Origin of the sequence: Pectinatus sottacetonis (assembly GCF_015732155.1) — a bacterium.
Classification (GTDB): domain Bacteria; phylum Bacillota; class Negativicutes; order Selenomonadales; family Selenomonadaceae; genus Pectinatus; species Pectinatus sottacetonis.
This window is the reverse complement of sequence record NZ_WIQK01000001.1, coordinates 2145417-2171283: the sequence shown is the minus strand read 5'-3', so window position 1 is coordinate 2171283 and position 25867 is coordinate 2145417. Positions and strand designations below refer to the sequence as shown.

Sequence of the window (25867 nt, the reverse complement as noted above, 5' to 3'; positions counted from 1 at the left end):
CCTTTTCCTGTTATACAGCTGTAAATAAAACTTCATTCCCAACAAAACATCTCCAAAATCTGCTGCTTTTACCCAAATTAATTCTTCCACCTATCTATCATTGACCAAATTTATGAAAAGGAGTAATTTTATGGACACTTTAGTATGGCTGGCCCAGGGATTCATCGGTATGTTCAATAAAGGAGGGCAGACTTTTGTCAGTTTAGTTTCAGGTATCGTACCTACTTTGATCTGTTTACTAGTTGCTATGAATGCTATAATTCGCTTTGTCGGAACAGAAAAAGTAGAAAAGTTTGCTCATTTATGCGCTGGCAATGTTTTTTCACGTTATATACTTTTACCTGTTATTGGAACATTTTTCTTCTGTAATCCAATGACTCTATCACTCGGCAAATTTTTACCGGAAAAATATAAACCTTCTTACTATGCTGCAGCATCTTATTCATGTCACACTTTAAATGGATTATTTCCCCATGTAGATCCCAGTGAGTTATTCGTATTTCTCGGCATTGCACATGGTGTTACCAGCTTGGGCTTATCAACTGTCGATTTAGCACTACGCTATTTTCTTATTGGTATCCTGATCAACTTTATTCGTGGTGTAGTAACTGACCTGACAACAATCTATGTATCACGGCAGCAAAATATAAAACTCAGCTCTGAATTGAAATCATTACGTTAATTAAGGAGAATTCATTATGACTAATTATAATAACGTCCTTGTTAAAGCCGGTTCATCTGGTTTTGGCGGCCCACTCATTTTGAAACCAACATCGCAAAAAAATAAAATTGTCAATATTACCGGTGGCGTTATTTCACCTGTTTCCCGTAAAATTGCTGAAATGACTGGTTGTGAATTAATTGATGGATTTAAGACCAGTGTTCCTGATGACCAGATACTTTGCGTTGTAATCGACTGCGGTGGTACATTACGCTGTGGGATTTATCCTAAAAAAAATATCTATACGATAAATTTAAATCCTACTGGTGCCAGCGGGCCCATGGCTAAATTTATTACCGAAGATATATACGTTTCTGCCGTAACCGAAGATTGCATCTTACCCGCTGCTGACATAAACTCCGGTACAGCTGCCCCGGTTGAAAAACCGCTGCAAAACGCAGAAAAGAAATATGATACTTCAAAAAAAATATCCGAACAACAAGCTGGTTTTATGGCCAGAGTCGGCAAATTCATGGGATTTGTAACTGCCACTTTGTATCAATCAGGACGTGATACTATTGATACTATAATAAAAACTATTCTCCCTTTTATGGCCTTTGTTTCCATGCTTATAGGTGTTGTTCTTTATAGCGGCATAGGCGATATTATCGCCCATGTATTAACACCTCTGGCTGGTTCTTTAATGGGATTAATTATCCTATCTTTAATATGTTCTTTCCCTTTCTTTTCACCATTTCTCGGCCCTGGTGCCATAATCGCACAGGTAATCGGTGTATTGATCGGCGTAGAAATTGGCAAAGGAGCAATTCCACCTCAGCTCGCTCTTCCTGCTTTATTCGCCATAAATGCTCAGGCTGCATGCGACTTTATTCCTGTTGGTTTAGGCTTAGCTGAAGCTGAACCTGAAACAGTTGAAGTAGGCGTACCTTCTGTTCTTTATGGCAGATTTATCACAGGACCTTTAAGTGTCATATTAGCCTGGCTGGCCAGCTTTGGACTCTATACTCATTAAAAACATTTATATATCAAAAGGAGGTGTTTATGTTGAGAGAAATTTATTCTACTACTGTCAGCAGCTTAGGTCCTCTAGTTAAAGATTTTATAACCGAAAATTTAATTATTCTTTTCAATAAGAATGCTCCTCCGGAATTAGCCGAATTCTGTGTGTTACATGAAGGTAATAATTTAAGTGATATTATCGAATCAGGAGACATTTTAAAAATTGAAAATAATACCTACAAAATCGTCTATGTAGGCGGACAGGTTCAAAAAAATCTCCAGGATCTTGGTCATATTTCCTTGAAATTTAATAACAATGCTGACAAAGAATCCCTGGAAGGCAGTATTTATTTAGAAAACAAGCCGATTTTCTGCCCATCACCGGGTAATAAAATAAAAATTATAAAAACGGAGTGATATATAATGTCATGGTTAGATATTGAAGGAAAAACGGCTATAGTAACAGGTGGTGCATCTGGAATAGGAAAAACTATAGCACAATCATTTCTCGATAACGGTGCTAATGTTATAGTGTGTGATATGAACCCTAACGGTGTAAAGTTGAATACTGAAAATGGCGGTAGTTATTTATATGTAGTAACCGATGTAACAAAATCAGCCAGCATCAAAAATATGCTGGCAACAGCAAAAAAACAATTTCCTCATATTGATATTCTTGTAAATAACGCTGGAATCAACATTCCCCGTCTACTAGTTGATACTAAAAAGCCTTATAGTGAGTATGAATTAGATGAAGCCGTCTTCAATAAAGTTTCTGCTGTAAATTTAAAAGGAGTATTTCTATGTGCTCAGATCATTGGCCATGAATTTATAAATAACGGCAGCGGTATAATAATCAACATGTCTTCAGAAAGTGGACTGGAAGGTTCCGAAGGACAAAGCATCTACGCCGCGACTAAAAATGCTGTTAATTCTTTTACCCGATCCTGGGCCAAGGAATTAGGACGCCATAATATACGCATTGTCGGAGTAGCTCCTGGTATCATGGAAGCTACCGGTCTTAGGACACAAGCCTATGAAGAAGCACTTTCTTATACACGCGGTATAACCGTCAAACAGCTGCGAGAAGGCTATACTAACACAAAAACTATTCCACTCGGGCGCGAAGGTAAATTGAGTGAAGTTGCTGATATGGTAATGTTTCTCAGCAGTAAACGTGCTTCCTATGTGCATGGCATAACAATTAATGTTGCCGGCGGAAAAACAAGAGGATGATTTTATGACAAATATATATAATAAAAAGACCACCGCAGAACGAAGCTGCAGTGATCCCAGACTTTATACTTTTCCCGAGTAACTAAGTCTATTTCAATAATAAAATATTATATTAATTCTGTCAATAAATCTCTCAAAATATATTAAAAGGCACTCTATTACACAGAGTGCCTTTTAATATGCCAAAAGTTTTTCTGCTGTAGATTTATCCGTAATAAGTACATTGATTAATTTTCCCCGAAAAGCAGCATAAATAGCCGGAACCTTCTCACCAGCAGCCGCCACCCCGATGGAATAATTTACCTTTCGCAGTTTCTCAAAAGGAATTGCTATTGTCCTTTCTACAACTTCAGTAGGTACTTCATTACCATTTTTATCATAAAAGCGCGTACAAAGCTCCCCGGCTATACTTCCCTTGAAATTAGTTTGTATATAATCAGATTTCAAACCATCCGTCCAGATCACATTAGATGCGGAATATGGCGAACCTATTCCTACAAAAGCTATGTCCAACCTGTTCCAAAAATCCTGTATTTTCAAATAATTGACATCCCTTATTATAGCATCCTTTATATCTGCTGTGCGGGTAATCGCCGGTGCATATAAATAATGCGTGTTAGCATTAAAAGCATTAGCCACTTTATAGCATATCGTATTTACGAGCAGTTCACTATCAAGACTCTCTGACCCACCTACCAACGGGACGAAATCCGCATTTACTGCTGCAAAGCTTTCTCTGGTCGCCTCATTAGCTATTGCCCCCATGGATCTGCCCCAGTTAAAACCAATTACCATCCTATTTTTTATCAACCGTGATAATAGATGCAGTGCTGCCTTTCCCACAAGTGAAAGCGTTTCTGACTGGCTGCCTGCTGACGGCACAACATAAACTTCTTTTAAATTAAATTTTTCTTCCAGCATATTTTCTAAATCACTATACGAATCATATTCCAAGGTTATTTTAACGATTCCCTGCTCTTTGGCCCGTTTTAAATATTTACTGACGGTAGTGCGGTCGAGTCCTAATCTCTTCGCAATATCGCTCTGTTTCATATCAGCTTCATAATACATATGGGCAACTTTTCTCAAAATTCTCTTACTTACCGGTGGCATATATTGCTCCTTATTATGTTTATATTATTAATTAATATACTATATTAATATTAAATTAATTTAATGCTTTTTTCAAGAATAGAATCTCTGTTAATCTAATTTCAACATCCTATAGCCTATACCAATATGTGTCTGAATATATTCGGGAACAGCCGCATCTTTCTCTATTTTTTTCCGCAGAGTTGCCATATATACTCTTAACGACGCCACATTGTTATCCCAGGCATTTCCCCATATGGATCTTGTTATATACTTATAAGTCAATACTTTTCCCAGGTTATTGGCTAACAGACATAACAGCTTATATTCCATAGGCATCAAATGAACTTCCAAACCATCTATATAAACACAACCGGCTGCATAATCAATTTTTAATCCGCCATTTATAAACACAGCACCCTTATTTTTTTCTGACATCATATAAGTAGCCCGCCTAAGTGCTGCACGTATTCTGGCTAAAAGTTCTTCTACTGAAAAAGGCTTTGTGATATAATCATCAGCACCATTATCCAGTGCTTCTATTTTATCTTTATCATCACTGCGAGCACTGACAACTATTATCGGCATTTTAGACCATGACCTTATCTTTTTTATTATTTCTATTCCGTCTATATCCGGCAGTCCCAAATCCAGAATCATTATATCTGGTTTTTGTGACACGGCTTCAATAACAGCCTGTTGTCCAGTTTCTGCTGTATGGAATTTATAATCTTCAATTTTCAGAGTAATACTTATAAGACTGCGCACTGCCGCATCATCTTCAACTACAAGCAACAATGGTTTATTCATTTATATTTACCTCCTCCACCAGCAATGTGAATACAAATATGGTTCCCTTAGGTTTATTATCCTTTATTTCTATTGTCCCACCATGAGCTTCTATTATACTTTTGCATAAGGCTAGACCAATCCCCATACCTCTTCTGCTGTCAGCAGATTTATTATCACCTGTGTAAAACATATCAAATACTTTTTCTTTTTTGTCATCGGCAATTCCGTCACCATCGTCGGCAATAGATATAGCAATATATTTTCCCTGTTTTTTCACCTTTATTTCTATAATTGAACCATCAGGCGTATATTTCAAAGCATTGTCAATTATGTTAATAACAACCTGCATTATTAATTTTGCATCAAACTTGGAAAAATACATATTGGCTGGTTCGATAAACTTTATAACATGTCCTGCTTTCTGTGAGTCAGCTATATGGGAAACAGCTTCATTTATTACATCATTGATCAGCTCGACTTGTCGATTTATTTTCATATTGCCATTTTCTATGCGCGTGATAGATAAAATATTCTCCACAAGATTTATAAGCCATTTGGCATCATCATAAACAGCTGTATAAATTTTTTTTCGTTTATCAGCACCTATATTTTCCCCATTATTAAGTAAAAAATCAGCATTGCCAGATATACTGGTCAGAGGTGTACGCAAATCATGGGAAATGGATCGAAGAAAATTACTGCGCAGTTTTTCGTTTTGTACCTGGACCGCAGCCTGACGGCGTTTCTGATTATACAATTCTTTTTCCATAGCCAGTGAACATTCTCCTAAGATAGATAAAACAATACTGCTTTCAAAAGGATCCAATCGACTGTCTGCAAGTGCAATGCCAATAACTCCATGAACACGATCCTCTGTCCGTATTGCCATATACAGACACTTTGCACTTCCTAATGTATTGGTAGATGCCCCGGCATGCTTATTATTTTTAAAAACCCACTGGGCAACAGCTTTTTCATTAACAGATATATATGTATTAAGGTCTTTGTCTTTATCTGATGCCCTGATGACAGGTGCCAGCAATTTGTCCTCATTACACCCATAATAGATAATCGTCCTGCCGATTAATTTTAAAAGCTGGCCTGCAGTAATTTGCGCTATTTCATTTATATCTTTTGCTTTTTGCAGCAGCTGATTGGTATCAAGTAATATTTTAGTTCTATAAGCTGTTTGAACTGACTGCTCTGACTGCCTTTTTATTTTACTAGCCAGACTGGCCGTGATAAAAGCTGCGATAAACATTATCAAAAATGTCCCTGTATATTTATAGTCTGAATAAGAAAATGTATATTTGGGAGAAACAAACAAATAATCAAAGGTAAGCACATTAAAAAAAGATAACAGTATACTATAAAACCGATCTGATGTTATAACTCCTGTTATTAGTACACTTAATATATATATTGTTGCTATATCAGCCTGTCCAAGATTTATAATACTAAACAAAAATGCTATTAAGGTTGTCACCAACCACATGACAACTATTTTATATAAATCAGCTTTATTAACCCCTCTACTGAATATTGATTTCATTTTTTTCTTATAAATAGGTGTGGCTTTATCAGGAATGACATAAATATCCAGATTAGATGCCAAATTTATAAGCTTATCCAAAAATCCCTGACGAATAAAACCTATTTTTGACTTAGTTGTACTTCTGCCAATAACTATTTTCGACACTCCGGCATATTTGGCAAATTCCGCGATCTGATAGGCAATATCATCACCAGTTACCATTTCAATTCCCGCCCCCATCTGTTCTGCCAGACGAGTATTTTCCCGCAACCGCAGTTTATTAGCAGCAGAATAATTTCCAAAATCACCTGTACGAACAAAAAGAGCCGTAAACTTGCCATTAAAAGCTCGGGAAAGTCGTGCTGCCGTCCTTATTATCCTGGGATTTGAGGGTGATGATGATAAGCAGACAAGAACATGCTCGTCTGTATAATATTCACCTTTTGACTCACTACGGGCTTTTTGTGATATTTTATTCACACGATCGGCTGTACGACGCAAAGCCAGTTCCCGCAAAGCAATAAGATTTTCAACAGTAAAAAAATTTTTTAATGCTGTCTGCACTCGTACTGTCTTATATATTGCCCCTTCATTAAGACGTTTTATAAGGTCATCCGGTTCTATATCAACTAGTTCCACCTGATCTGCATTATCGAAAACAAAGTCTGGTATTCTTTCCTGAACAATTATCCCCGTTATTGATGCTACTATATCATTAAGACTTTCAATATGCTGTACATTGACTGTAGTATATACATTAATACCGGCTTTCAATAATTCTTCTATATCTTTATAGCGCTTTTTATGACGGCATTCATCCGCATTGGTGTGGGCCAATTCGTCAACAAGAATAAGCTGCGGCTTACGCATTAAAGCCCTGTCTATATCAAATTCTTTAAGTGAAATATCACCATGGATGACAATACGCGGCGGCAGCTGCTCCAGCCCGGCCAAAAGTTTTGTTGTCTGAGGTCTGGCATGTGGTTCAATGTATCCGGCAACGACATCTGTTCCTTGATCTTTTTCCCTATGAGCCGCTTTAAGCATTGCATATGTCTTGCCAACGCCTGCCGCATAACCGAAAAATATTTTCAACTGTCCATATTTTGCTTTTTTTTCTTCTTTTTCTATCAACTGCAATATTTCATCAGGTGATTTATGAGTTTCTGTCATAATTATACTCCTATAGTACTTATCACAGCGGCCACTAATTTTACCTCTGGTAATAATCTATACACATTATATATTCTTTTTTTATAATAACCAATAAAAACCGTATCAAACATTTATTTCTGCTTGATACGGTTTTGCTATATTTACTATAAAATATGCTCCAGCATCAGATTAACTTTTAAAACATTTACTGTTTCTTCCCCTAAAAACCCCCATATCTTATGACTAGTACACTTATCTATTATTCTTTGTACTTCTTCGAAACTCATATTATTATATTTTGCAATGCGCGGTATCTGATACTGTGCTGCGGCCAGAGAAATATCAGGATCCAATCCACTGCCAGAATTAGTTACTAGATCTACGGGAATCGGTTTATCTCCCTGTTGCGGATCAGCTGCTTTGATTTTTGCTACACGGCGAGCAACTATTTCTTTATATTCATTGCTAGCAGGTGATAAATTTGATGGTGCTGCATACATCAATTTCGCTCCACTCTTATCATTAACTGTAACAATGTTCAGTTTCATTATACGTCCCCACATATATTTATTGCCGGTAAATTGCTGTGCCATAAGTTCACTGCCATATTTAATACCGTTAACTTCAATAATTCTACCATTTGTTTCTTTTGCAAATAATGCCTGTGATATTCCTGTAACAACCATGGTATATACAAAACCACATAAAATCGTAAAAAATATCACTGACAAAAAAGCTTTTTTTACTATCGCCATATTCACTTCTCCTTTACGCCAAATTTAGTGCAGTAAGAATCACATCTATTATTTTTATTGCAATAAAAGGAACTATTATCCCACCTACACCATAGAGCAAAAGATTTCTTGACAATAGTTTTCCTGCTGATACTTCACGGTATTTAACGCCCTTCAGTGCCAGAGGAATAAGTGCAACTATTATAAGTGCATTATAAATAACAGCCGAAAGTATAGCGCTCTGTGGTGTATGCAACCCCATTATATTTAAAACTGACAGCCCTGGATAAATACTGACAAACAACGGCGGTATTATTGCAAAGTATTTGGCTAGATCATTGGCAATACTAAATGTAGTCAAACTCCCACGCGTCATCAACAGCTGCTTTCCTATCCGCACAATATCAATCAACTTTGTGGGCGAAGAATCAAGATCTACCATATTCCCTGCTTCTTTAGCTGCTTGTGTTCCTGTATTCATCGCCACGGCCACATCGGCCTGTGCTAAAGCTGGTGCATCATTAGTTCCATCCCCTGTCATCGCTACAAGATGCCCCTTCTTTTGAAAATCGCGGATCATTTTAAGTTTTCCTTCTGGTGTTGCCTCTGCCAAAAAATCATCTACACCAGCTTCGGCAGCTATAGCAGCAGCTGTTAAAGGATTATCCCCGGTAATCATAATAGTTTTTATTCCCATTTTACGAAGATCAGAGAATTTCTCTGCAACCCCTTGTTTTATTATGTCTTTTAAAACAATAACTCCCAGTATTTTTTCATTTCTTGCCACTACTAAAGGAGTACTTCCCTGTTCTGCCGCTTTTTTTACTGCATTGGCACATTCATCAGAATAAATTCCTCCTTGTGCAATAACATATTGTCGTATTGCATCTGCTGCTCCTTTACGTATTTTTTCCCCGTCTATATCAACACCGCTCATGCGCGTTTTTGCACTGAATGATTGAAAAACCATATTATTTCCAATATGACGTCCACGAATGGCAAACAATTTTTTTGCCAAAATAACTATACTGCGGCCTTCAGGTGTTTCATCTGCCAGCGAGGCAAGCTGCGCTGCATCTGCCAAAGCCTTTTTATCATTGCCATCGACAGCAATAAATTCACTAGCCTGCCTGTTTCCCAGGGTAATCGTTCCTGTTTTATCAAGCATCAATATATCAACATCACCCGCTGCTTCAATAGCTCTGCCGCTCATTGCCAGAACATTAGCCTGATTAAGACGACTCATACCTGCTATACCAATAGCCGATAAAAGTGCTCCGATAGTTGTCGGGGCCAAACAGACAAGCAACGCAATAAGTGTTGCTGCTGATGAAGGATTTTCCATGCCAGCTTGTCCGGCACTAAAAGCAGAATAGGCATACAGTGACATTGTTACCAAAATAAAAATTACTGACAATGCTACAAGAAATATCTGCAATGCCATTTCATTAGGTGTTTTTTTGCGTGCTGCGCCTTCGACCATTGCTATCATCTTATCAAGAAAACTTTTACCATTTTCACTTGTGACTTTAATCACCAGCCAATCAGAAATAACTGTTGTACCGCCAGTCACGGCGCTCCTGTCACCTCCGCTTTCCCTTATTACCGGAGCTGATTCTCCCGTAATAGCCGATTCGTCAACAGAAGCAGCTCCTTCAACAACTTCTCCATCAGCAGGAATTTGTTCACCTGCTTTTACAATAACAATATCATTTCTTTTTAACAATGCCGATGATATTGTGGTAAAAACATTTTTTTCTGCAATAGACTTTATTTTATGTGCATCAACATCTTTTTTCGAAGCTCGTAAGGAATCGGCCTGAGCTTTACCACGTCCTTCAGCAATAGCCTCAGCAAAATTACCAAACAATGATGTAAACCACAATATTACTGCAATAGCTATAATATAACCAGAAGAAATATTTTTGCTTTCTTTTAATGATATTAACCAAAATATACTTGTTAATATTGCCGATATATAAACTAACAGCATAACCGGATTTTTAACCTGTACTTTAGGATTGAGTTTAATAAAAGAATCTTTTATTGCTTTTATTATTATATTTTTGTCAATAATATTAACTTGATTTTTGGACATAATAAGGTTCTCCTCTTTTCAATTTTTCAGGAAACCATCTTTATATACTCTGCAATAGGCCCCAATGATAGTGCCGGAAGAAAACTTAAAGCACCGATCAATAGCACTACAAATATCAGTAAAAATACAAACATTGCATTACTTGTGGACAAAGTTCCCGCTGTAACAGCAATTTTTTTCTTTTTAATCAGATTATCCGCAATTGCTAATGCTCCAGCTATTGGTAAAAATCTTGCAAACAACATACAAATTCCTGTTGTGATATTTACAAAAGGAATATTAGCATTGAATCCGGCAAATGCTGAACCATTATTCGCTCCCGTCGAAGAATATGTATATAATATTTCCGAAAGTCCATGCGGCCCATGATTATTTAAACTATTAATTACTTCTGGCACACATGCTGCTATACCGGAAAATATCAAAATAGCTATAGGAGTGGCTAAACAAATAAATACCGCCCATTTCATTTCATATGGTTCAATTTTTTTACCTAAATATTCTGGTGTCCGTCCCACCATAAGCCCAGCAATAAACACTGTTAAGATTATAAAAGCCATCATCCCATATAATCCACTGCCAACTCCACCAAAAATGACTTCACCCAGCTGCATTTGCAGCATAGCAACTAATCCGCCAAGCGGTGTATAGCTATCCAGCATAGAATTAACTGATCCATTAGAAGCAGCCGTTGTAAATGAAGTCCATATCGTTGATCCTGCTATGCCAAACCTGGCTTCTTTACCTTCCATATTCCCACCAGCCTGAGCATTTGTTGCAGCTATATCGACTGCTCCATTTTGGGCCAGCTGCGGCGTAGCATTTTGTTCATTAACAGCAATCACGCACAAAAAAATTAAAAGCATTAACAGCATTGCCATAAACACAGACCGTCCCTGACGAACATCTTTGACAAAATAGCCCAAAGAGAAACAAAGTGCTGCCGGTATTAAAAGTATTGCTATTATTTCTAGTATGTTAGTCATGGTATTAGGATTTTCCAAAGGATGCGCTGAATTTGTTCCCATAAAGCCTCCACCATTCGTTCCTAATTGCTTTATAGCAATCTGGCTGGCCCCTGGCCCCATAGGAACAAATTCCTGTTCGATGATTTCTGCGTCATCAATAATTTTCCCATTAACATACACTAACCCAGTTTTTTCATTTATAACTGCATTTTTCAATATATTTCCATTACTATCTGCCGCAACTGGTTCAAGCAGTCTTACCGTTTCTCCAGGTCTAAAATTTTGGATGACGCCCTGAGAAGACAATATTACCGCAAATACAAAAGATAATGGTAATAAAATATATAATATACTTCTTATAATATCTACCCAAAAATTTCCTATACCGTCACTGCTTTTTTTTACAAATCCGCGAATAAATGCGAAAAGCACTGCTATCCCTGCTGCCGGCGAAACAAAATTCTGTGTAGTCAATCCCATAAACTGAACTAAATAACTAAGCTGTAGTTCACCATTATATGCCTGCCAGTTGGTGTTAGTAATAAAACTTACTGCTGTATTAAAAGACAAGTCCCAGTTCAAATTTCTCATATGCTGCGGATTAAATGGCAAATTATTTTGCAAACATCCCATGACAAAAAGTACCATGAAGCTTAGGACAGAAAACCATAATACGCTCTTAAAATATTCCTTACCTGTCATAGATTCTGTACTATTTATTCCCAATAATTTATAAAATATTTTTTCTCCCGGCAATAGCAATTTAGTAAGAAAAACTTGTTCGCCATTCATTACTTTTTTAATATATTGTCCTAAGGGAATTGCCAATACTATTAAAATAATTATAAAAAAAACATATTGCATAATGTTATTCATTGTTTATCTCCTTTTATTAAAAGATAGAAATAATATATAAGCAGACCAACACCTGTCATACCACTCAAGATAGTCATTATTTTCATATCTTCCCCCCCCCTTTTGTGAATATAATAATATATATACAATAAAAATAGTGTTAGAAATATCATCAAAGATATTAAAATTGTATAAATACAACTTAAAAATAATAATTAAAAATTTTAACTTCTAAATATTGTTACCAAAAAACTATTATTACCCAACCCACGGATTGCCATAGATAAAAATAATATATTTTATCTTGTAAATATGTAAAATTTATATCATTTTACCCAAAAAAGACAAAGAAATCTGAGAAATTATCTTCTCGCTTCTTTGTCTTTTTATTTTAATCATATTAATTTTTCTAATACAATTCATATTTTGTTAGTATATTAACACATTGATAAATATCATTTTATAAAAAATTTTTATCTTATAAACGTTATTGATGCAAAATTTGTCACCATAGATAAATACTGCGGCCAGATCCCAAATAGGATAGTTGCAACAGCACTTATAAGAACGACTGCTCTAATTGACCCGGATATAATAATCTTCTTTTCTCTCGGTTTACCCATATACATTACTTTTACTACCTTTAAATAATAATAAACCGATATCATTGACATAATAAACCCGACAAAAGCCAGCCATAAATATCCCTGTTCGACAACTGCTGTAAACAAATACAGCTTTCCGGCAAATCCTGCTGTAGGTGGTATACCTGCCATTGATAATAACGATATTGCCATGACCATTGCCAATACCGGTGCACTTTGCGACAACCCTGACAAATGCTCATAATCTGTTCCTTTATTTTGTTTATCAACTACAGATAAAACAGCAAATGCTCCCACATTAGCCAGAACATATAGAAAAGCATAAAACATAACCGCTTTCATTCCCTGATGACTGCCCGCACAGATTCCAACCATCATATAACCAGCCTGCGCAATAGAGGAATAAGCAAGCATCCGTTTTATATTTTTTTGTTTTATTGCGGCAATATTTCCTCCGATCATGCATATTGCCGAAAAAACAGCCAGAACCGGCAGAAAATAATTTGCTGCATGCAAAAATGCCACAAATAAGATACGAATAAATACAGCAATAGCCGCTGCTTTAGATCCCATTGCCAGCAAGCCGGTAACAGGTGTAGGTGCTCCCTCATAAACATCTGGTGCCCACATATGAAAAGGAATTATGGACATTTTGAAAAACAATCCAATTACTACCATTGTCATGCCAGCCATTCCCATTAAGGAAAAAGTTGAAAGCCCCAATGTTATGTCAGAAAAACTCAGACTGTGTGCAGTTCCATAAATCAAGCTTATCCCATATAATGTTACTGCTGTAGAAGAAGACCCTATTATAAGATACTTTATACCAGCTTCTGATGATTTTTTGTCATCCAACTTAAACCCTGTAAGCGCATAAAAGCATACTGTCATTAATTCCAAACCTATAAACATAGTTAAAAAATCATTGGCAGAAGCTAAAACCATCATGCCAATAAGCGCAAATAATATCATCGCATAAAATTCGCCGCTGTACCGCAGTTTTTCTGCATAATCAAGTGAAAATAATATAGTCAATATTACTGCTAGTAAAAATAACTGTTTAAAAAATATCGCATAGTTATCAAAATAAAATAAATGGTTATAAAAATATGCTGAACTTTCTATATGGTATTGATAAAACAAACTAATGAATAAACCACCTAATACCATAATCGAAATATACCCCAGGCTGCGTCTTGTTTCAGCAGCTGGCAATATCAAATCAATTATTGTAATCATCAGTGCTAACAATAAAACTGTAATTTCCGGATATATAACATATAAATTCATTACCATATTCCCCCTAACGTTACGAATAAAGAGGGGGCACTATTCAATTCATGCAATAATGGATTCAACGGTGCTATTCCACTATTTATCATTCCCATCATAAGCTGTGGGAATAAACCAAACAGAACAAGTACTGTCCCTAAAAGCAATAATGGTACCAATTCAGGCCCTTTAGCATCAGCAAATTTATCAAAACCTCTGTCTCTGGGACCAAATAACACTTTTTGCAATATACGAAGAATATAAATTGCGGTGAACACTATACCGGAAATAGCTACAATTGCTAAAATAGGATATTCCTTGAACAACCCCAGGAAAATAGTATATTCAGGAATGAAACCTATCAGTCCCGGCAATCCTACAGAAGACATCCCGGCAAGCATAAATCCTGTTGCCACACGAGGCATTTGATGAGCAATGCCATGCAGTTCGTCAACACTGCGCATATGTGTTTTTTCATATACATAACCGATCATGGCAAAAAATAAGGCACTCATAATACCATGGGCAACCATATTAGCTACCGCTCCGGTCAAACTTATTGTATTCAAAGCAGCAAACCCCAGTAACACATAGCCCATATGGGAAACCGAAGAATACCCGATTACATATTTTAAATCTTTTTGCACAATTGCTATATAAGCAGCATATATTACATTTACTAAGCCAAAAATTATTATGAGCGGTGCCCAGAACTTGGCCCCTGCCGGTAATATTAAAAGTCCCAGCCTGATCAATCCATAGCCGCCTATCTTTTTTAAGACACCAGCATGAATCATAGAAACAGCTGTTGGAGCTCCTGCATATCCGTCTGGTGACCATGTATGAAAAGGAAACATTGAGAGCAGTGTACCAAATCCCAGCAACAACAGAAAAAATACCACAATTTGGAAATTCTGACTTAGAGTTCCTAGCAAATGAGCATTTGATAATACCGCTATATTAAAAGTACGCATTCCGGCTGGAAAAGCCTGCAAATACAAGGCTACTATTCCCACTAACATAAATGCTGATCCAATCAGCAAATATATCGTCAGTTTCATCCCGGCATATTCCTTACTGACTCTTTTAGTTGATCCCCATATTATTACCATAATATAAATAGGAATAACCACAAGTTCATAGCAAAGCAAAAATATAAATAAATCACAGGCAATAAATGTTCCCATTACTCCCGCAATCAATATAAGTAGTAATATAAAAAATTCTTTGGGCCGCGTATTTATATTCCATGAACTAAAAACAGCCGCCAAGCCTATTATATTAGTTAAAAACAACATCGGCAGGGATATCCCATCAACCCCCACTGCATAGGAAACGCCCAGATCACTTATCCATGGTATGCTTTGTGTAAACTGCATGCCGCCTACTGAGCTGTCATACATAATATAGACATAAATTGTTAAAGCAAAGCTTATGAGCATAGCTACAGCTGTAATTATTTTTATTGCCTTAAATGAAGATGGTGATATGAACATTAAAAGAATGACCGCAAAAATCGGCGTAAGTAAAATCGTCGATAATAAAGGAAAATCCATAATTAGAAAGCACCTCCCCCAGCTATTGCTATTAATCCGCTTATTTTATCGAAATACACGATACTGCACATCAACAGTATGATAACACCGCAGAAGAATACAGCTGCATACCGCTGTACCTGACCGGTTTGAAATTTTGATAAAACACTACTGAAAAACAATACCAAACTGGAAGCAGCATTAACTATTCCGTCAATAATATATAAATCTATAAAATACATTATTTTTCCTATTCCATCAATAAATATTCTGCATAAAAAAGCATAAAATTCATCAATATAGTATTTATTAAAACTGATAGTATATATTATTCCCAATTTTTTCGTTATAGCATCAACTGACCATCTTTTACTGCCATATAGATTCCAAGCAAACACAAAAGCTGCCAATGATAACACAGTTGAAAGTGATGCCAGCATTATATCCATATGTTCTTTCACAGGCGGGCCAAACCTCACCCAATCACCAAAATTACATATATATCCGGCAAATCCTGCTACAGCAGCCAAAGCTGCTAAGATCACAAGCGGAACCTGCATGAAATTAGATATTGTATGTATATTTTTCTGTTTACATTCACCAAAAAATACGACAAATAATAACCTCGCCATATAAAAAGCTGTCATAAAAGCGGTTATTACCCCTATTATATACAGCGGCATACTAACTTTAGCTGTCGCTGCTAAAATAGCATCTTTAGAAAAGAATCCAGAAAATGGTGGCAATCCTGAAATTGCCAGGACACCAATAGTCATTGTCACAAATACCAATGGCATTTTTTTACGTAAGCCACCCATTTTAAAAATATCCGCTTCATCATTTATTGCATGCATAACTGCGCCTGCACACAGAAATAATAATGATTTAAAAAAGGCATGCGTCATAAGATGAAACATAGAAGCAGTGAGCGACCCTACACCCAATGCCAGCATCATATACCCCAGCTGACTTATTGTAGAATAAGCCAGTATTCGCTTTATGGCACGCTGTGAAAAAGCAATACTAGCTCCGAAGAAAGCAGTAAAACCACCCACCCACGCTATTATATTCATTAAAACAGGCAGTGAAGAAAATAAGAAATATGCTCTTGCTACTAGATAAACACCAGCAACCACCATCGTTGCTGCATGAATTAAAGCCGAAACTGGTGCTGGTCCTTCCATAGCATCAGGCAGCCAGACATGTAACGGGAACTGCCCCGATTTACCTATTGGTCCCATAAATAACAAAATACCGATAATTGTTAAAACGCCCGTTCCACTGGCTGTAATATATACGGGAATTATCTGTCTGAGCTGAATAAAATCAACTGTTCCAAATAAAGTCTGCAAAGCTAAAATTCCTATTAACAGTCCAAAATCACCAATTCGAGTAGTTATAAAAGCTTTCTTTGCCGCTTCCCTTGCCGGTATATGGTAATAATAAAAGCCTATCAACAGATATGAACACAGCCCGACTAATTCCCAAAAAACATACATTTGAATAAAATTTATTGATATATTCAATCCAAGCATTGATGCACAAAATAAGGAAATATAAGAAAAAAACCTACCATAACCCTTGTCGCCCTTCATATATCCGACAGAATAAATTTGCACTAACAGGGAAACCAATGAAACAACAAGCAACATTATTGCTGATAAGGGGTCAATTATGACCCCCATATCAAAATGCAGTCCGGCTATTTTTATCCATTCAACTCTTTGTATAAATGGCATGTCAACGCTTATTCCCAGGCTAAGCACCATATAAACTATTCCCAGAGACATTATAAAACTAAAAAAAATAGCCCCTACCGATATAATTGCTGATAATTTATGTAAGCTTCTAGTAAATAATCCTATTATCGCAAAAGCTAATGCCGGTACCAAAGGGATGAGCCAAGCATGTGTAAGTACAAACTGCCCCATATTTCTTCCCTCCCTTAACCTTTCATATTATTTATTTTATCAATATTCACTGTGTTAAAATCATGATATATTCTAAAAATAAGGGCTAATCCGATTGCCACTTCAGCAGCAGCTACAGTAATAGAAAATATCATCATAACCTGCCCTGAAAGATCCGGCATCGGTAGAAAATAATTAAATGCGGCTAAACTTATATTTACACCATTCAGCATTAACTCTATACACATAAGTATGGAAAATAAATTTCTTTTTACTAGTATACCATACAAGCCAATACAAAAAAGTGCTGCACTTAAAACAAGAAATTGTGTTAATCCTATATTCATTTATCATCAGCTCCCTTTGCAAGAACAACAGCACCAATCATCGCAGCCAAAAGCAATACTGCAGCAATTTCAAATGCTAGAACATAATGTCCTAATAACAACTGCGCCAAAGCTGCCACTGTATCCTGTACAGTATTTACTTTTGCCAATGGGACTGGAAAATTTATAAATATATAGCTTAAACATATAAATAATACTACTGAAATACATTTTACCCAGCCAGTGTATTTTCTTTCTGCCATATTACTGCGATCCATAGAAATACGCCTAGTCATCATTATGCCTAGTGCAATCAAAATAACAACTGTTCCTGCATATACCATAAGCTGTACTGCAGCTAGAAAATCAGCATTGAGCAACACATAAAGACCTGCAATTGATATAAAGCATAATGTCATAAACAATGCTGAATGGACCAGATTTTTACAATAAACTATTCCACATGCTGCAATAATGACAATTAATGCTAATACATAAAATAAAACTGTATCCATTGCATTATTCATGAGTATCATCCTTTCTATTATTTTCTACTGCATCATAAGTTAATTCATCTTTATGATAGCAAGATATCTCATAATCCCGATTCCAGCTAATAGCTTTTGTTGGGCATGCTTCTACGCAAAAATCACAATAAAGGCAGCGTCCTGATTTATGAATATATTTCTTCATATGTCTTTTTTTGTTTTCATCTATTTCCACAGTTAAATCCAATGCCTTATTAGGACAGGCCATTGAACACATTTTACAAGCGATACACTTTTTTTCATCCAAAACCAGCTTACCACCACGAAATGTTTCCGGCATTGGCAGCTTTTCTTCTGGATACTGCACAGTCTCCTTTTTACGAAAAAAATGTTTTATTGTAATTCCTAGGCCGACTAATAATCCTTTTCCCTGCATATTCAATCACCTCAGTACATCCATTTATAAATGTAAACGCCTATTCCAGTCACTACAATATTAAGAAGTGCCAGTGGCAGTAAAATCTTCCAGCTCAGCGACATCATCTGATCTATCCTGGTACGAGGATAGGTCCAACTTATCCACATAAATATGAAAATAACTATAAACACTTTTATGATAAACCAAAACACGCCAGGCAATAATGGACCATGCCAGCCGCCTAAAAACAAAGTCACAGTTAATATTGCTGCGCTTAAAAGATTGGCATATTCTGACAAAAAGAATAATGCCCAGCGCATGCCACTGTATTCAGTAAACGGACCGGCTATAATTTCAGATTCCCCTTCAACAAGGTTAAACGGAGTACGATTGGTTTCCATTATCATTGATATAATAAAAATAATGAATGCTAATGGCTGCAATACTACAAACCACGCATTCGACTGAGCTGAAACTATATCACTCATTTTCAAAGAACCAGTGATCATAACTACTGCCAATATAGAAAAAGCCATGGGAATTTCACTACTGAGCATCTGAGCCACAGCCCTCATAGACCCTATAAATGAATATTTATTTTCTGATGCAAAACCACCTAGCAAAAACATTAGAACAGACTGCGACATTACTGCCATGACAAAAAATATTCCTATATTGACATCAGCAAAAATAGCTCCGTCACCAAAAGGATATACTGCATAAACAAGTGCTGCCGGAACAAATAGCAGCATTGGCGTTATACCCCATAGTATTTTATGGGCTTTTTTCGGTATTATATCCTCTTTCGTCATTAGTTTTATCATATCAGCTACTGTTTGTAAAATTCCAAATGGGCCTACTCTGTTTGGACCCAATCTATCCTGAATAAAACCGCATACACGTCGTTCCATATAAACTAGTATAATTACGGCAACAGAAATAACCGCAAATATTGCTATAATTTCAATCAATGCCATTATAATCTGTGTACCTATACGGCTGTTTACAATTGAATTTATTCCATTAGACAACATATTTGCTATTGACATTAATAAACCATAATGCATTATCTCGCCCTCCTCTATTTTTAGCAGTCAACTTCTCCCAAAATAGGATCCATAGTAGCCATTGCAGATACCACATCACCGACAAGATATCCCTTGCACATTATATCTAGTGCCTGAAGATTAACGAAAGAAGGTCTTCTGATATGTATACGATACGGTTTAACTGACCCATCACTCACTATATGATACCCCACTTCTCCGCGCGGCCCTTCTGTAGTATCATAAACTTCACCTTTTGGCGGTCGCAGAACTTTAGGCACTTTGGCTATAAATTCACCCGTAGGAAGTCCAGCAATTGCCTGCTTTATTATCTTTGCACTTTGTGTCATTTCTTTTACTCTTACTATATAGCGATCCCAATTATCACCAATTTTTCCTAAAGGAATAGAAAAATCAAAGTCATCATAAGAACTATATGTGTTATCCTTGCGCAAATCATAATTTATACCACTGGCTCTGAGCATTGGTCCTGTTATTCCCAGGCTCAATGCCTGTTCGGCAGTCAATATTGATGTGTTTTTTAAGCGGTGCTGCAATATTTCATTGCCAGATAGGAGATCATTATATTCATCTATCATTCCCGGAAGTTTAGTCAGAAAATCACTAATCATAGAAACAATTCTTGGTGACAGATCATTTCTCACTCCACCAATCCTTATATATGTAAATGTCATTCTGGCCCCACAAATTTCATTAAATATATCAAGGATACGTTCCCGGTCACGAAAAGGATAGATCATTCCTGTAGTAGCTCCAATATCTACAGCCAAGGAACCAACAAAAATCATATGACTGGCTATACGATTAAGTTCCGCCATTATAACCCTTATATATTGGGCCCGTTTCGGCACTTCTATTTGCGCCAGTTTTTCTACGGCACTGCAATATGAAAGATTATTATTCATTCCAGAAACATAATCCAGTCTGTCAGTATATGGCAGACACTGAAAATAGGTTCGTGATTCCATCAACTTTTCAATACCGCGATGCAAATATCCCATGCAGGGAACAGCTTTCAATATTCTTTCCCCGTCAAGCGTCAGTAAAACCTGTAAAACACCATGTGTGCTTGGATGAACCGGTCCCATTGATAACTGATAGGGTTCTGTTTTTATCATATTTATCTCTCCCCTTCATTACTGACTGGCTTGAAATCTTTGCGCAACGGATAGCCAACAAAATCATCCGGCAGCAATATTCTTTTCAAATTTGGATGCCCAACGAAATATATTCCCATTAAATCGTATTGCTCCCGTTCTTGAAAATCAGCCTCTGGCCAAAGCGATACCAGTGAATCTATTCTAGGCTCATTTTTGTCCAAACGGACTTTTACCATAATTTCTTTATATTCACTTCTATTTGTGCAATCATATACCATTTCAAAAAAATCTGGATAATCAACCGCCATAACATTAGACAGCATATCAAATTTATAATCTTTTTTTAGCATTTTCATAAATGACAAAAAATTACCCTTTTTCAATATAATAGGCGGATTTTCTAATGTATTATCGTATTCTATCTCATAAGCCTGTATATTTTTAATATTTACCAAATTTTCTTTTTCTATATACTTTCTTTTCATTTTATCGCCTTTTCTGCAACCTGTGGATGACGAATTTTTTCCCTCAGCTTCAACATACCTTCTATAAGTGCTTCTGGCCGGGGAGGACATCCAGGAACATACACATCAACGGGAATTATTTTATCAACTCCTGGCACTACAGAATAAGCATCAGCAAAAGGTCCACCCGCATTCGCGCAGCTTCCCATTGCAATAACATATTTAGGTTCCGGCATTTGCTCATATAAACGTTTTAACGGCGGTGCCATTTTCCAGGTAAGAGTCCCTGCCACAATAAACAAATCAGCCTGTCGCGGCGATGTACGAAAAACTTCATAGCCAAATCTAGCCAAATCAAAGCGTGCTGCTGCTGCACACATCATTTCAATAGCGCAGCAGGCTAATCCAGAAGAAAACGGCCATAAAGAATTACTTCTTGCCCATCTAAAAAGTCCATCTATTGTCGTAATCATAACATTATTCCGCAATACTTCCGGCACTCTTTCCGCTATTTCCATGTTAAAGCCCCTTTCTTCCAGGCGTAAGCCAGCCCAACAACCAATATTCCCGCAAAAATAAACATTTCTATCAAGGCAAATAAACCCAGCTTACTAAATTCTACTGCCCACGGAAATAAGAAAACAGTTTCTACATCAAATACAACGAAAATAATTGCATACAAAAAATAACTTATACGATATCGTGGAACATTGCGTCCAACGGTATCAACCCCGCATTCATATTGGGAATTTTTCTCTGGATTAGGACGTCTCGGTTCAACCAGTAAAGGTACAATCATCGCTAACACAGGAAAAATACATGCTATGACTAAAAAAATAACCATTTTCATTAATATTGACATGTTATCGCCTCCACTTAAAAGTATAAGAATTATTATATTAACAAAAAATATTCTATAAAAAATTATTCTTTGCTGATTTTAAAAGTATCTCATTTATAATATAATTAATGATTATTGTCAAATATATGTATCTTATAATTCTACAGTATATTATTTATATTATTTATAACATTGTAACAAAGCTATAAATTGTTTTCCAATAACGTATTAGGTAAATATCAAGTAAAACCAATGTTTTAAATCAATCAGCCTCATATTATCTGCTATATTTAGACAAATGATTAAAATCAGAAACTTATTATTATGAAAATAAAAATTATATAAACTTTTTATGACAAGTAAAAACACTTGACATTATTTTTATCATTGCTTATAATATTTCCCAGAGTATCATAATTATTGAGGTGACATAAATGTCAGACAGTTTTTTTCGATTAGGCATACTTTTTGACTTTTATGGTGTTTTATTGACAAAAAAACAGCAGGAATGTTTAAAAATGCATTTATATGATGACTGGTCTTTATCCGAAATAGCTGATTTTTATGGAATATCCAGGCAATCAGCTTACGATATGATTCACCGCTGTGAAAAAACTTTAGAAAAATACGAAATGAAATTGAAACTTATTGAAAAACATAAAACAGCACAAATTCTATTAAATAATATTCTACTACAAATTAACAATTTAAAACATGATGTTCATATAAAAGAATTTAATAACATAAAAAAAGACGTGCGAAAATTATTAAATTCCCAAATTATTTGAAAGGAGATTGATCGTATTGATTTTTGAATCATTAGCCGAAAAATTGCAGGACACCTTCAAAAAGCTGCGCGGCCATGGACGTCTTTCCGAAGATGATGTAAATACAGCTATGCGCGATATAAGAATGGCTCTATTGGAAGCTGATGTCAACTTCAAGGTAGTAAAACAATTTGTTGCCAAAGTTAAAGAACGTGCTATTGGTTCTAATATCCTTGAAAGTCTTACTCCAGCCCAGGCAGTAATAAAAATAGTTAATGAGGAACTTACTGACTTAATGGGCGGCTCTATAAGCCGCATAAATATTGCCCCTAATCCACCAACAATAATAATGATGGTTGGTCTTCAGGGCGCAGGTAAAACTACTTCTGTAGGCAAACTTGGTACAATGTTCAAAAAACAAGGCAAACAACCCTTATTTGTTGCTGCCGATATTTATCGGCCCGCCGCTGTTAAACAACTGCAGGTTATTGGCCAGCAGCTGGATATTCCTGTTTTTTCGCTGCCCGAAGGTACGGACCCGGTAAAAATAGCCAAAGAGTCACTTACTCATGCCGCTTCACATGCCAATGATGTGATAATTATTGATACAGCCGGACGACTTCATATTAATGAAGAATTAATGGAAGAATTAAAACACATAAAACAAAATGTGCATCCCCATGAAATTCTGCTTGTAGTTGATGCTATGACCGGACAGGATGCCGTGAATGTTGCTGAAAGTTTCAATAAAGATCTCGGTCTTGATGGTGTCGTACTCACAAAAATGGACGGTGATGCCAGAGGTGGTGCCGCTTTATCAGTTAAAGCCGTAACGGGCTGCCCTATAAAATTTGTCGGCACAGGCGAAAAACTAGAAGCCTTAGAACCATTTTATCCTGATCGTATGGCTTCACGTATCCTTGATATGGGCGATATTTTATCTCTCATTGAAAAAGCGCAGGAATCATTTGATGCTAATGAAACAAAAAAAATGGAAAAGGCTCTGCGCAAAAATCAATTTACTCTTGACGATTTTCTAAGTCAGATGCAACAAGTAAAAAAACTAGGTTCTCTTGATAAAATTTTAGGGATGCTGCCGGGCATGGGCAGTTTAAAGAAAAAACTTGGTAATGTCGACATGGATCTCAAAAATAATAAGGACATTGCCCATATTGAAGCCATCATCCGCGCTATGACACCAGCTGAAAGGGACAACACCAATATAATAAATGGCAGTCGCCGGAAACGTATTGCTACGGGCAGTGGTACACGTGTACAGGATGTTAATAAATTATTAAAGCAATTTGCCGAAATGAAAAAAATGATGAAAAAAATGACTAAACAAAAAGGGAAAAAAGGTATGAATAATCTTTCCAAAAATTTAGGCAATATGAAATTTCCCTTTTAAGGAGGTGATATTAAATGGCAGTAAAAATTCGTTTAAACCGTATGGGTGCAAAAAAGAATCCATTTTATCGCATTGTTGTAGCTGATTCCCGTGCTCCACGTGACGGTCGTTTTATTGAAATAGTAGGAAACTACGATGCGACTAAAGATCCAGCTATCGTAAACGTAGAAGAAGATAAAGTTATCGATTGGATGAACAAAGGTGCTCAACCAACCGATACTGTAAAATCATTATTTGCTAAAAAAGGTATAATGGCTAAATTCGCTGAAACAAAAAAAGCGAAAAAGTAAGAAAGAGGCTATGATATGAAACAGCTTATTGAGCTTATAGCAAAATCTTTAGTAGATAATCCTGATATGGTTGTTGTTAACGAAAAAGATGACGGCAAAACAATTATTTACGAACTTTCCGTTGCAGATAACGATATGGGAAAAGTAATTGGTAAACAAGGCCGTATTGCTAAGGCAATGCGTACTGTCGTAAAAGCCGCGGCAGCCCGTGAATGTAAAAAAGTCATAGTTGATATCATTTAATTAACAGCGGCAGCGTTTTTTGCAAAAAGACCTTGCCGCTGTTACACTATATAAAATTATATGCTGGAGGTTCATAAATATAATGGAATCCATAACGTTACAATGTCCCATAACCATAAAAGCTAAAGTAACTGAAAAATTTAAAACTAATATGCTTCATAATTTAACACGTGAAATCGAAAAAACCGATGCCGAAGTTTCCCGCATAGAAAAGGATATGAAAAAAGTTCTTTCTGAACAAAGCACCGATGATGTACAGCGTGTTTCCATATTGCTGCAGCGCATGGAAGAAGAAAAACAAAAACGTGCGTCATATAAAGAAGATCTAAAAAGAAAAATTTCCGCAACTGAAGATTTGGAACTTGGCGCTGAAGTAATTCAAGGCACACTACAGCGTCTTGTCGAAGTAAAAGTAGGCGATACCATGCCCGAAATAATGAATACAGAATTATTGGTAGAAGATGGAAAAATTATCGAAATGCGCGACTGAAGAAAAACTTATAACTATTGGGAAAATAGGTAAACCCCATGGAGTTAAAGGAGAATTGCGGGTTTATCCTTTAACTGATTTTCCCGAAAGATTTACGAATCTTCATGAAGCATATATAGACAATACTACCATAAATATTATTTCTGCCCGTTATAGCAATGACTTCATCATTATTAAGGCAGAATCGTTTGACAACCGGGAAAAAGCAGCTGCAGTTACAGGAAAAATGTTAAAAATAGCCCGCTGTAATGTTGCACCTCTCAATCCAGGAGAATACTATGCTTTCGATATAATAGGACTTGACGTATATAACGAGAATGGTAATTTTCTAGGAATCATCACTGATATTATAAAAACTGGTAGTAATGATGTCTACATCACAGAAAATCCCGTAACTAAACAGCAAATACTTATCCCTGCCTTAAAAAAAGTCGTCACAAAAATAGATATAAAAAATAAGCGCATAGATGTTATTATGCCAGATGAAGCCTAACTAAA

At 36.2% G+C, this 25867-nt stretch carries 27 protein-coding genes; 10 read left to right on the top strand and 17 right to left on the bottom strand.

Annotation, left to right across the window (positions count from 1 at the left end; translation table 11 throughout):
- Positions 1–130: 130 nt before the first annotated feature.
- Genes srlA through I6760_RS10190 form a run of 4 tightly spaced genes read left to right on the top strand, consistent with a single transcriptional unit; the run spans position 131 to position 2917 of the window.
- Positions 131–682: a PTS glucitol/sorbitol transporter subunit IIC gene (gene srlA / locus I6760_RS10205; RefSeq protein WP_196594324.1), complete on the top strand. Its 552-nt coding sequence runs from the start codon at positions 131–133 to the stop codon at positions 680–682.
- A 16-nt stretch (positions 683–698) separates the two neighbouring features.
- Positions 699–1694: a PTS glucitol/sorbitol transporter subunit IIB gene (gene srlE / locus I6760_RS10200; RefSeq protein WP_196594323.1), complete on the top strand. Its 996-nt coding sequence runs from the start codon at positions 699–701 to the stop codon at positions 1692–1694.
- 29 nt (positions 1695–1723) lie between these two features.
- Positions 1724–2098, top strand: a complete 375-nt coding sequence (locus I6760_RS10195; protein WP_231036234.1) for a PTS glucitol/sorbitol transporter subunit IIA — start codon at positions 1724–1726, stop codon at positions 2096–2098.
- A 6-nt stretch (positions 2099–2104) separates the two neighbouring features.
- On the top strand, positions 2105–2917 hold the full coding sequence (locus tag I6760_RS10190) for an SDR family oxidoreductase (RefSeq protein WP_196594322.1): 813 nt from the start codon (positions 2105–2107) through the stop codon (positions 2915–2917).
- Positions 2918–3091: 174 nt separating this feature from the next.
- On the opposite strand, the gene I6760_RS10185 is transcribed toward I6760_RS10190, so the two are convergent.
- From I6760_RS10185 to I6760_RS10105, 17 genes are all read right to left on the bottom strand, one after another.
- Complete coding sequence (locus I6760_RS10185) at positions 3092–4030, bottom strand: sugar-binding transcriptional regulator (protein ID WP_196594321.1); 939 nt, start codon at positions 4028–4030, stop codon at positions 3092–3094.
- A 90-nt stretch (positions 4031–4120) separates the two neighbouring features.
- Positions 4121–4819 carry a response regulator gene (locus tag I6760_RS10180; RefSeq protein WP_196594320.1) on the bottom strand — a complete coding sequence of 233 codons (699 nt, stop codon included), beginning with the start codon at positions 4817–4819 and terminating at the stop codon, positions 4121–4123.
- Entirely contained in the window at positions 4812–7508 is a 2697-nt protein-coding gene (locus I6760_RS10175) for a sensor histidine kinase (protein WP_196594319.1), read from the bottom strand. The genes I6760_RS10180 and I6760_RS10175 overlap by 8 nt, the downstream gene beginning before the upstream one ends.
- A gap of 146 nt (positions 7509–7654) precedes the next feature.
- Entirely contained in the window at positions 7655–8245 is a 591-nt protein-coding gene (kdpC, locus tag I6760_RS10170; protein WP_196594318.1) for a potassium-transporting ATPase subunit KdpC, read from the bottom strand.
- Positions 8246–8258: 13 nt separating this feature from the next.
- Entirely contained in the window at positions 8259–10322 is a 2064-nt protein-coding gene (gene kdpB, locus I6760_RS10165; protein WP_196594317.1) for a potassium-transporting ATPase subunit KdpB, read from the bottom strand.
- A 26-nt stretch (positions 10323–10348) separates the two neighbouring features.
- The gene (kdpA, locus tag I6760_RS10160) at positions 10349–12166 is read right to left on the bottom strand and encodes a potassium-transporting ATPase subunit KdpA (protein WP_196594316.1); all 1818 of its coding nucleotides are present in this window, start codon (positions 12164–12166) and stop codon (positions 10349–10351) included.
- A gap of 452 nt (positions 12167–12618) precedes the next feature.
- Positions 12619–14040 (bottom strand): NADH-quinone oxidoreductase subunit N, encoded by a 1422-nt coding sequence (locus I6760_RS10155; RefSeq protein WP_196594315.1) that lies wholly within the window; start codon positions 14038–14040, stop codon positions 12619–12621.
- Entirely contained in the window at positions 14040–15578 is a 1539-nt protein-coding gene (locus tag I6760_RS10150; RefSeq protein ID WP_231036232.1) for a complex I subunit 4 family protein, read from the bottom strand. Before I6760_RS10150 ends, I6760_RS10155 begins: the two co-directional genes overlap by 1 nt.
- A gap of 2 nt (positions 15579–15580) precedes the next feature.
- On the bottom strand, positions 15581–17488 hold the full coding sequence (nuoL, locus tag I6760_RS10145) for an NADH-quinone oxidoreductase subunit L (protein WP_196594314.1): 1908 nt from the start codon (positions 17486–17488) through the stop codon (positions 15581–15583).
- Between the two features lie 14 nt (positions 17489–17502).
- Positions 17503–17814, bottom strand: coding sequence for an NADH-quinone oxidoreductase subunit NuoK (gene nuoK, locus I6760_RS10140; RefSeq protein WP_231036230.1), 312 nt, complete (start codon positions 17812–17814; stop codon positions 17503–17505).
- Positions 17811–18320: an NADH-quinone oxidoreductase subunit J family protein gene (locus I6760_RS10135; RefSeq protein ID WP_196594313.1), complete on the bottom strand. Its 510-nt coding sequence runs from the start codon at positions 18318–18320 to the stop codon at positions 17811–17813. The genes nuoK and I6760_RS10135 overlap by 4 nt, the downstream gene beginning before the upstream one ends.
- On the bottom strand, positions 18313–18717 hold the full coding sequence (locus I6760_RS10130; protein WP_196594312.1) for a NuoI/complex I 23 kDa subunit family protein: 405 nt from the start codon (positions 18715–18717) through the stop codon (positions 18313–18315). Before I6760_RS10130 ends, I6760_RS10135 begins: the two co-directional genes overlap by 8 nt.
- An 11-nt stretch (positions 18718–18728) precedes the next feature.
- Complete coding sequence (nuoH, locus tag I6760_RS10125) at positions 18729–19766, bottom strand: NADH-quinone oxidoreductase subunit NuoH (protein ID WP_196594311.1); 1038 nt, start codon at positions 19764–19766, stop codon at positions 18729–18731.
- A 20-nt stretch (positions 19767–19786) separates the two neighbouring features.
- Positions 19787–20884, bottom strand: a complete 1098-nt coding sequence (locus tag I6760_RS10120) for an NADH-quinone oxidoreductase subunit D (protein ID WP_196594310.1) — start codon at positions 20882–20884, stop codon at positions 19787–19789.
- A 2-nt stretch (positions 20885–20886) separates the two neighbouring features.
- Entirely contained in the window at positions 20887–21351 is a 465-nt protein-coding gene (locus tag I6760_RS10115) for an NADH-quinone oxidoreductase subunit C (protein WP_196594309.1), read from the bottom strand.
- Positions 21348–21848 (bottom strand): NADH-quinone oxidoreductase subunit B, encoded by a 501-nt coding sequence (locus I6760_RS10110; protein WP_196594308.1) that lies wholly within the window; start codon positions 21846–21848, stop codon positions 21348–21350. Before I6760_RS10110 ends, I6760_RS10115 begins: the two co-directional genes overlap by 4 nt.
- Positions 21839–22192 (bottom strand): NADH-quinone oxidoreductase subunit A, encoded by a 354-nt coding sequence (locus I6760_RS10105; protein ID WP_196594307.1) that lies wholly within the window; start codon positions 22190–22192, stop codon positions 21839–21841. Before I6760_RS10105 ends, I6760_RS10110 begins: the two co-directional genes overlap by 10 nt.
- Before the next feature lie 413 nt (positions 22193–22605).
- On the opposite strand from I6760_RS10105, the gene ylxM reads away from it, so the two are divergent.
- From ylxM to rimM, 6 genes are all read left to right on the top strand, one after another.
- A complete protein-coding gene (gene ylxM, locus I6760_RS10100; protein WP_196594306.1) occupies positions 22606–22959 on the top strand; it encodes a YlxM family DNA-binding protein in 354 nt (117 codons plus the stop codon).
- A gap of 16 nt (positions 22960–22975) precedes the next feature.
- Positions 22976–24346, top strand: coding sequence for a signal recognition particle protein (gene ffh / locus I6760_RS10095; RefSeq protein ID WP_196594305.1), 1371 nt, complete (start codon positions 22976–22978; stop codon positions 24344–24346).
- A 14-nt stretch (positions 24347–24360) separates the two neighbouring features.
- Positions 24361–24636 carry a 30S ribosomal protein S16 gene (gene rpsP, locus I6760_RS10090; RefSeq protein ID WP_196594304.1) on the top strand — a complete coding sequence of 92 codons (276 nt, stop codon included), beginning with the start codon at positions 24361–24363 and terminating at the stop codon, positions 24634–24636.
- A 15-nt stretch (positions 24637–24651) separates the two neighbouring features.
- Positions 24652–24879, top strand: coding sequence for a KH domain-containing protein (locus I6760_RS10085; protein ID WP_196594303.1), 228 nt, complete (start codon positions 24652–24654; stop codon positions 24877–24879).
- A gap of 82 nt (positions 24880–24961) precedes the next feature.
- On the top strand, positions 24962–25369 hold the full coding sequence (locus tag I6760_RS10080) for a YlqD family protein (protein ID WP_196594302.1): 408 nt from the start codon (positions 24962–24964) through the stop codon (positions 25367–25369).
- Positions 25341–25862, top strand: a complete 522-nt coding sequence (gene rimM, locus I6760_RS10075) for a ribosome maturation factor RimM (protein WP_196594301.1) — start codon at positions 25341–25343, stop codon at positions 25860–25862. Before I6760_RS10080 ends, rimM begins: the two co-directional genes overlap by 29 nt.
- Positions 25863–25867 lie beyond the last annotated feature (5 nt).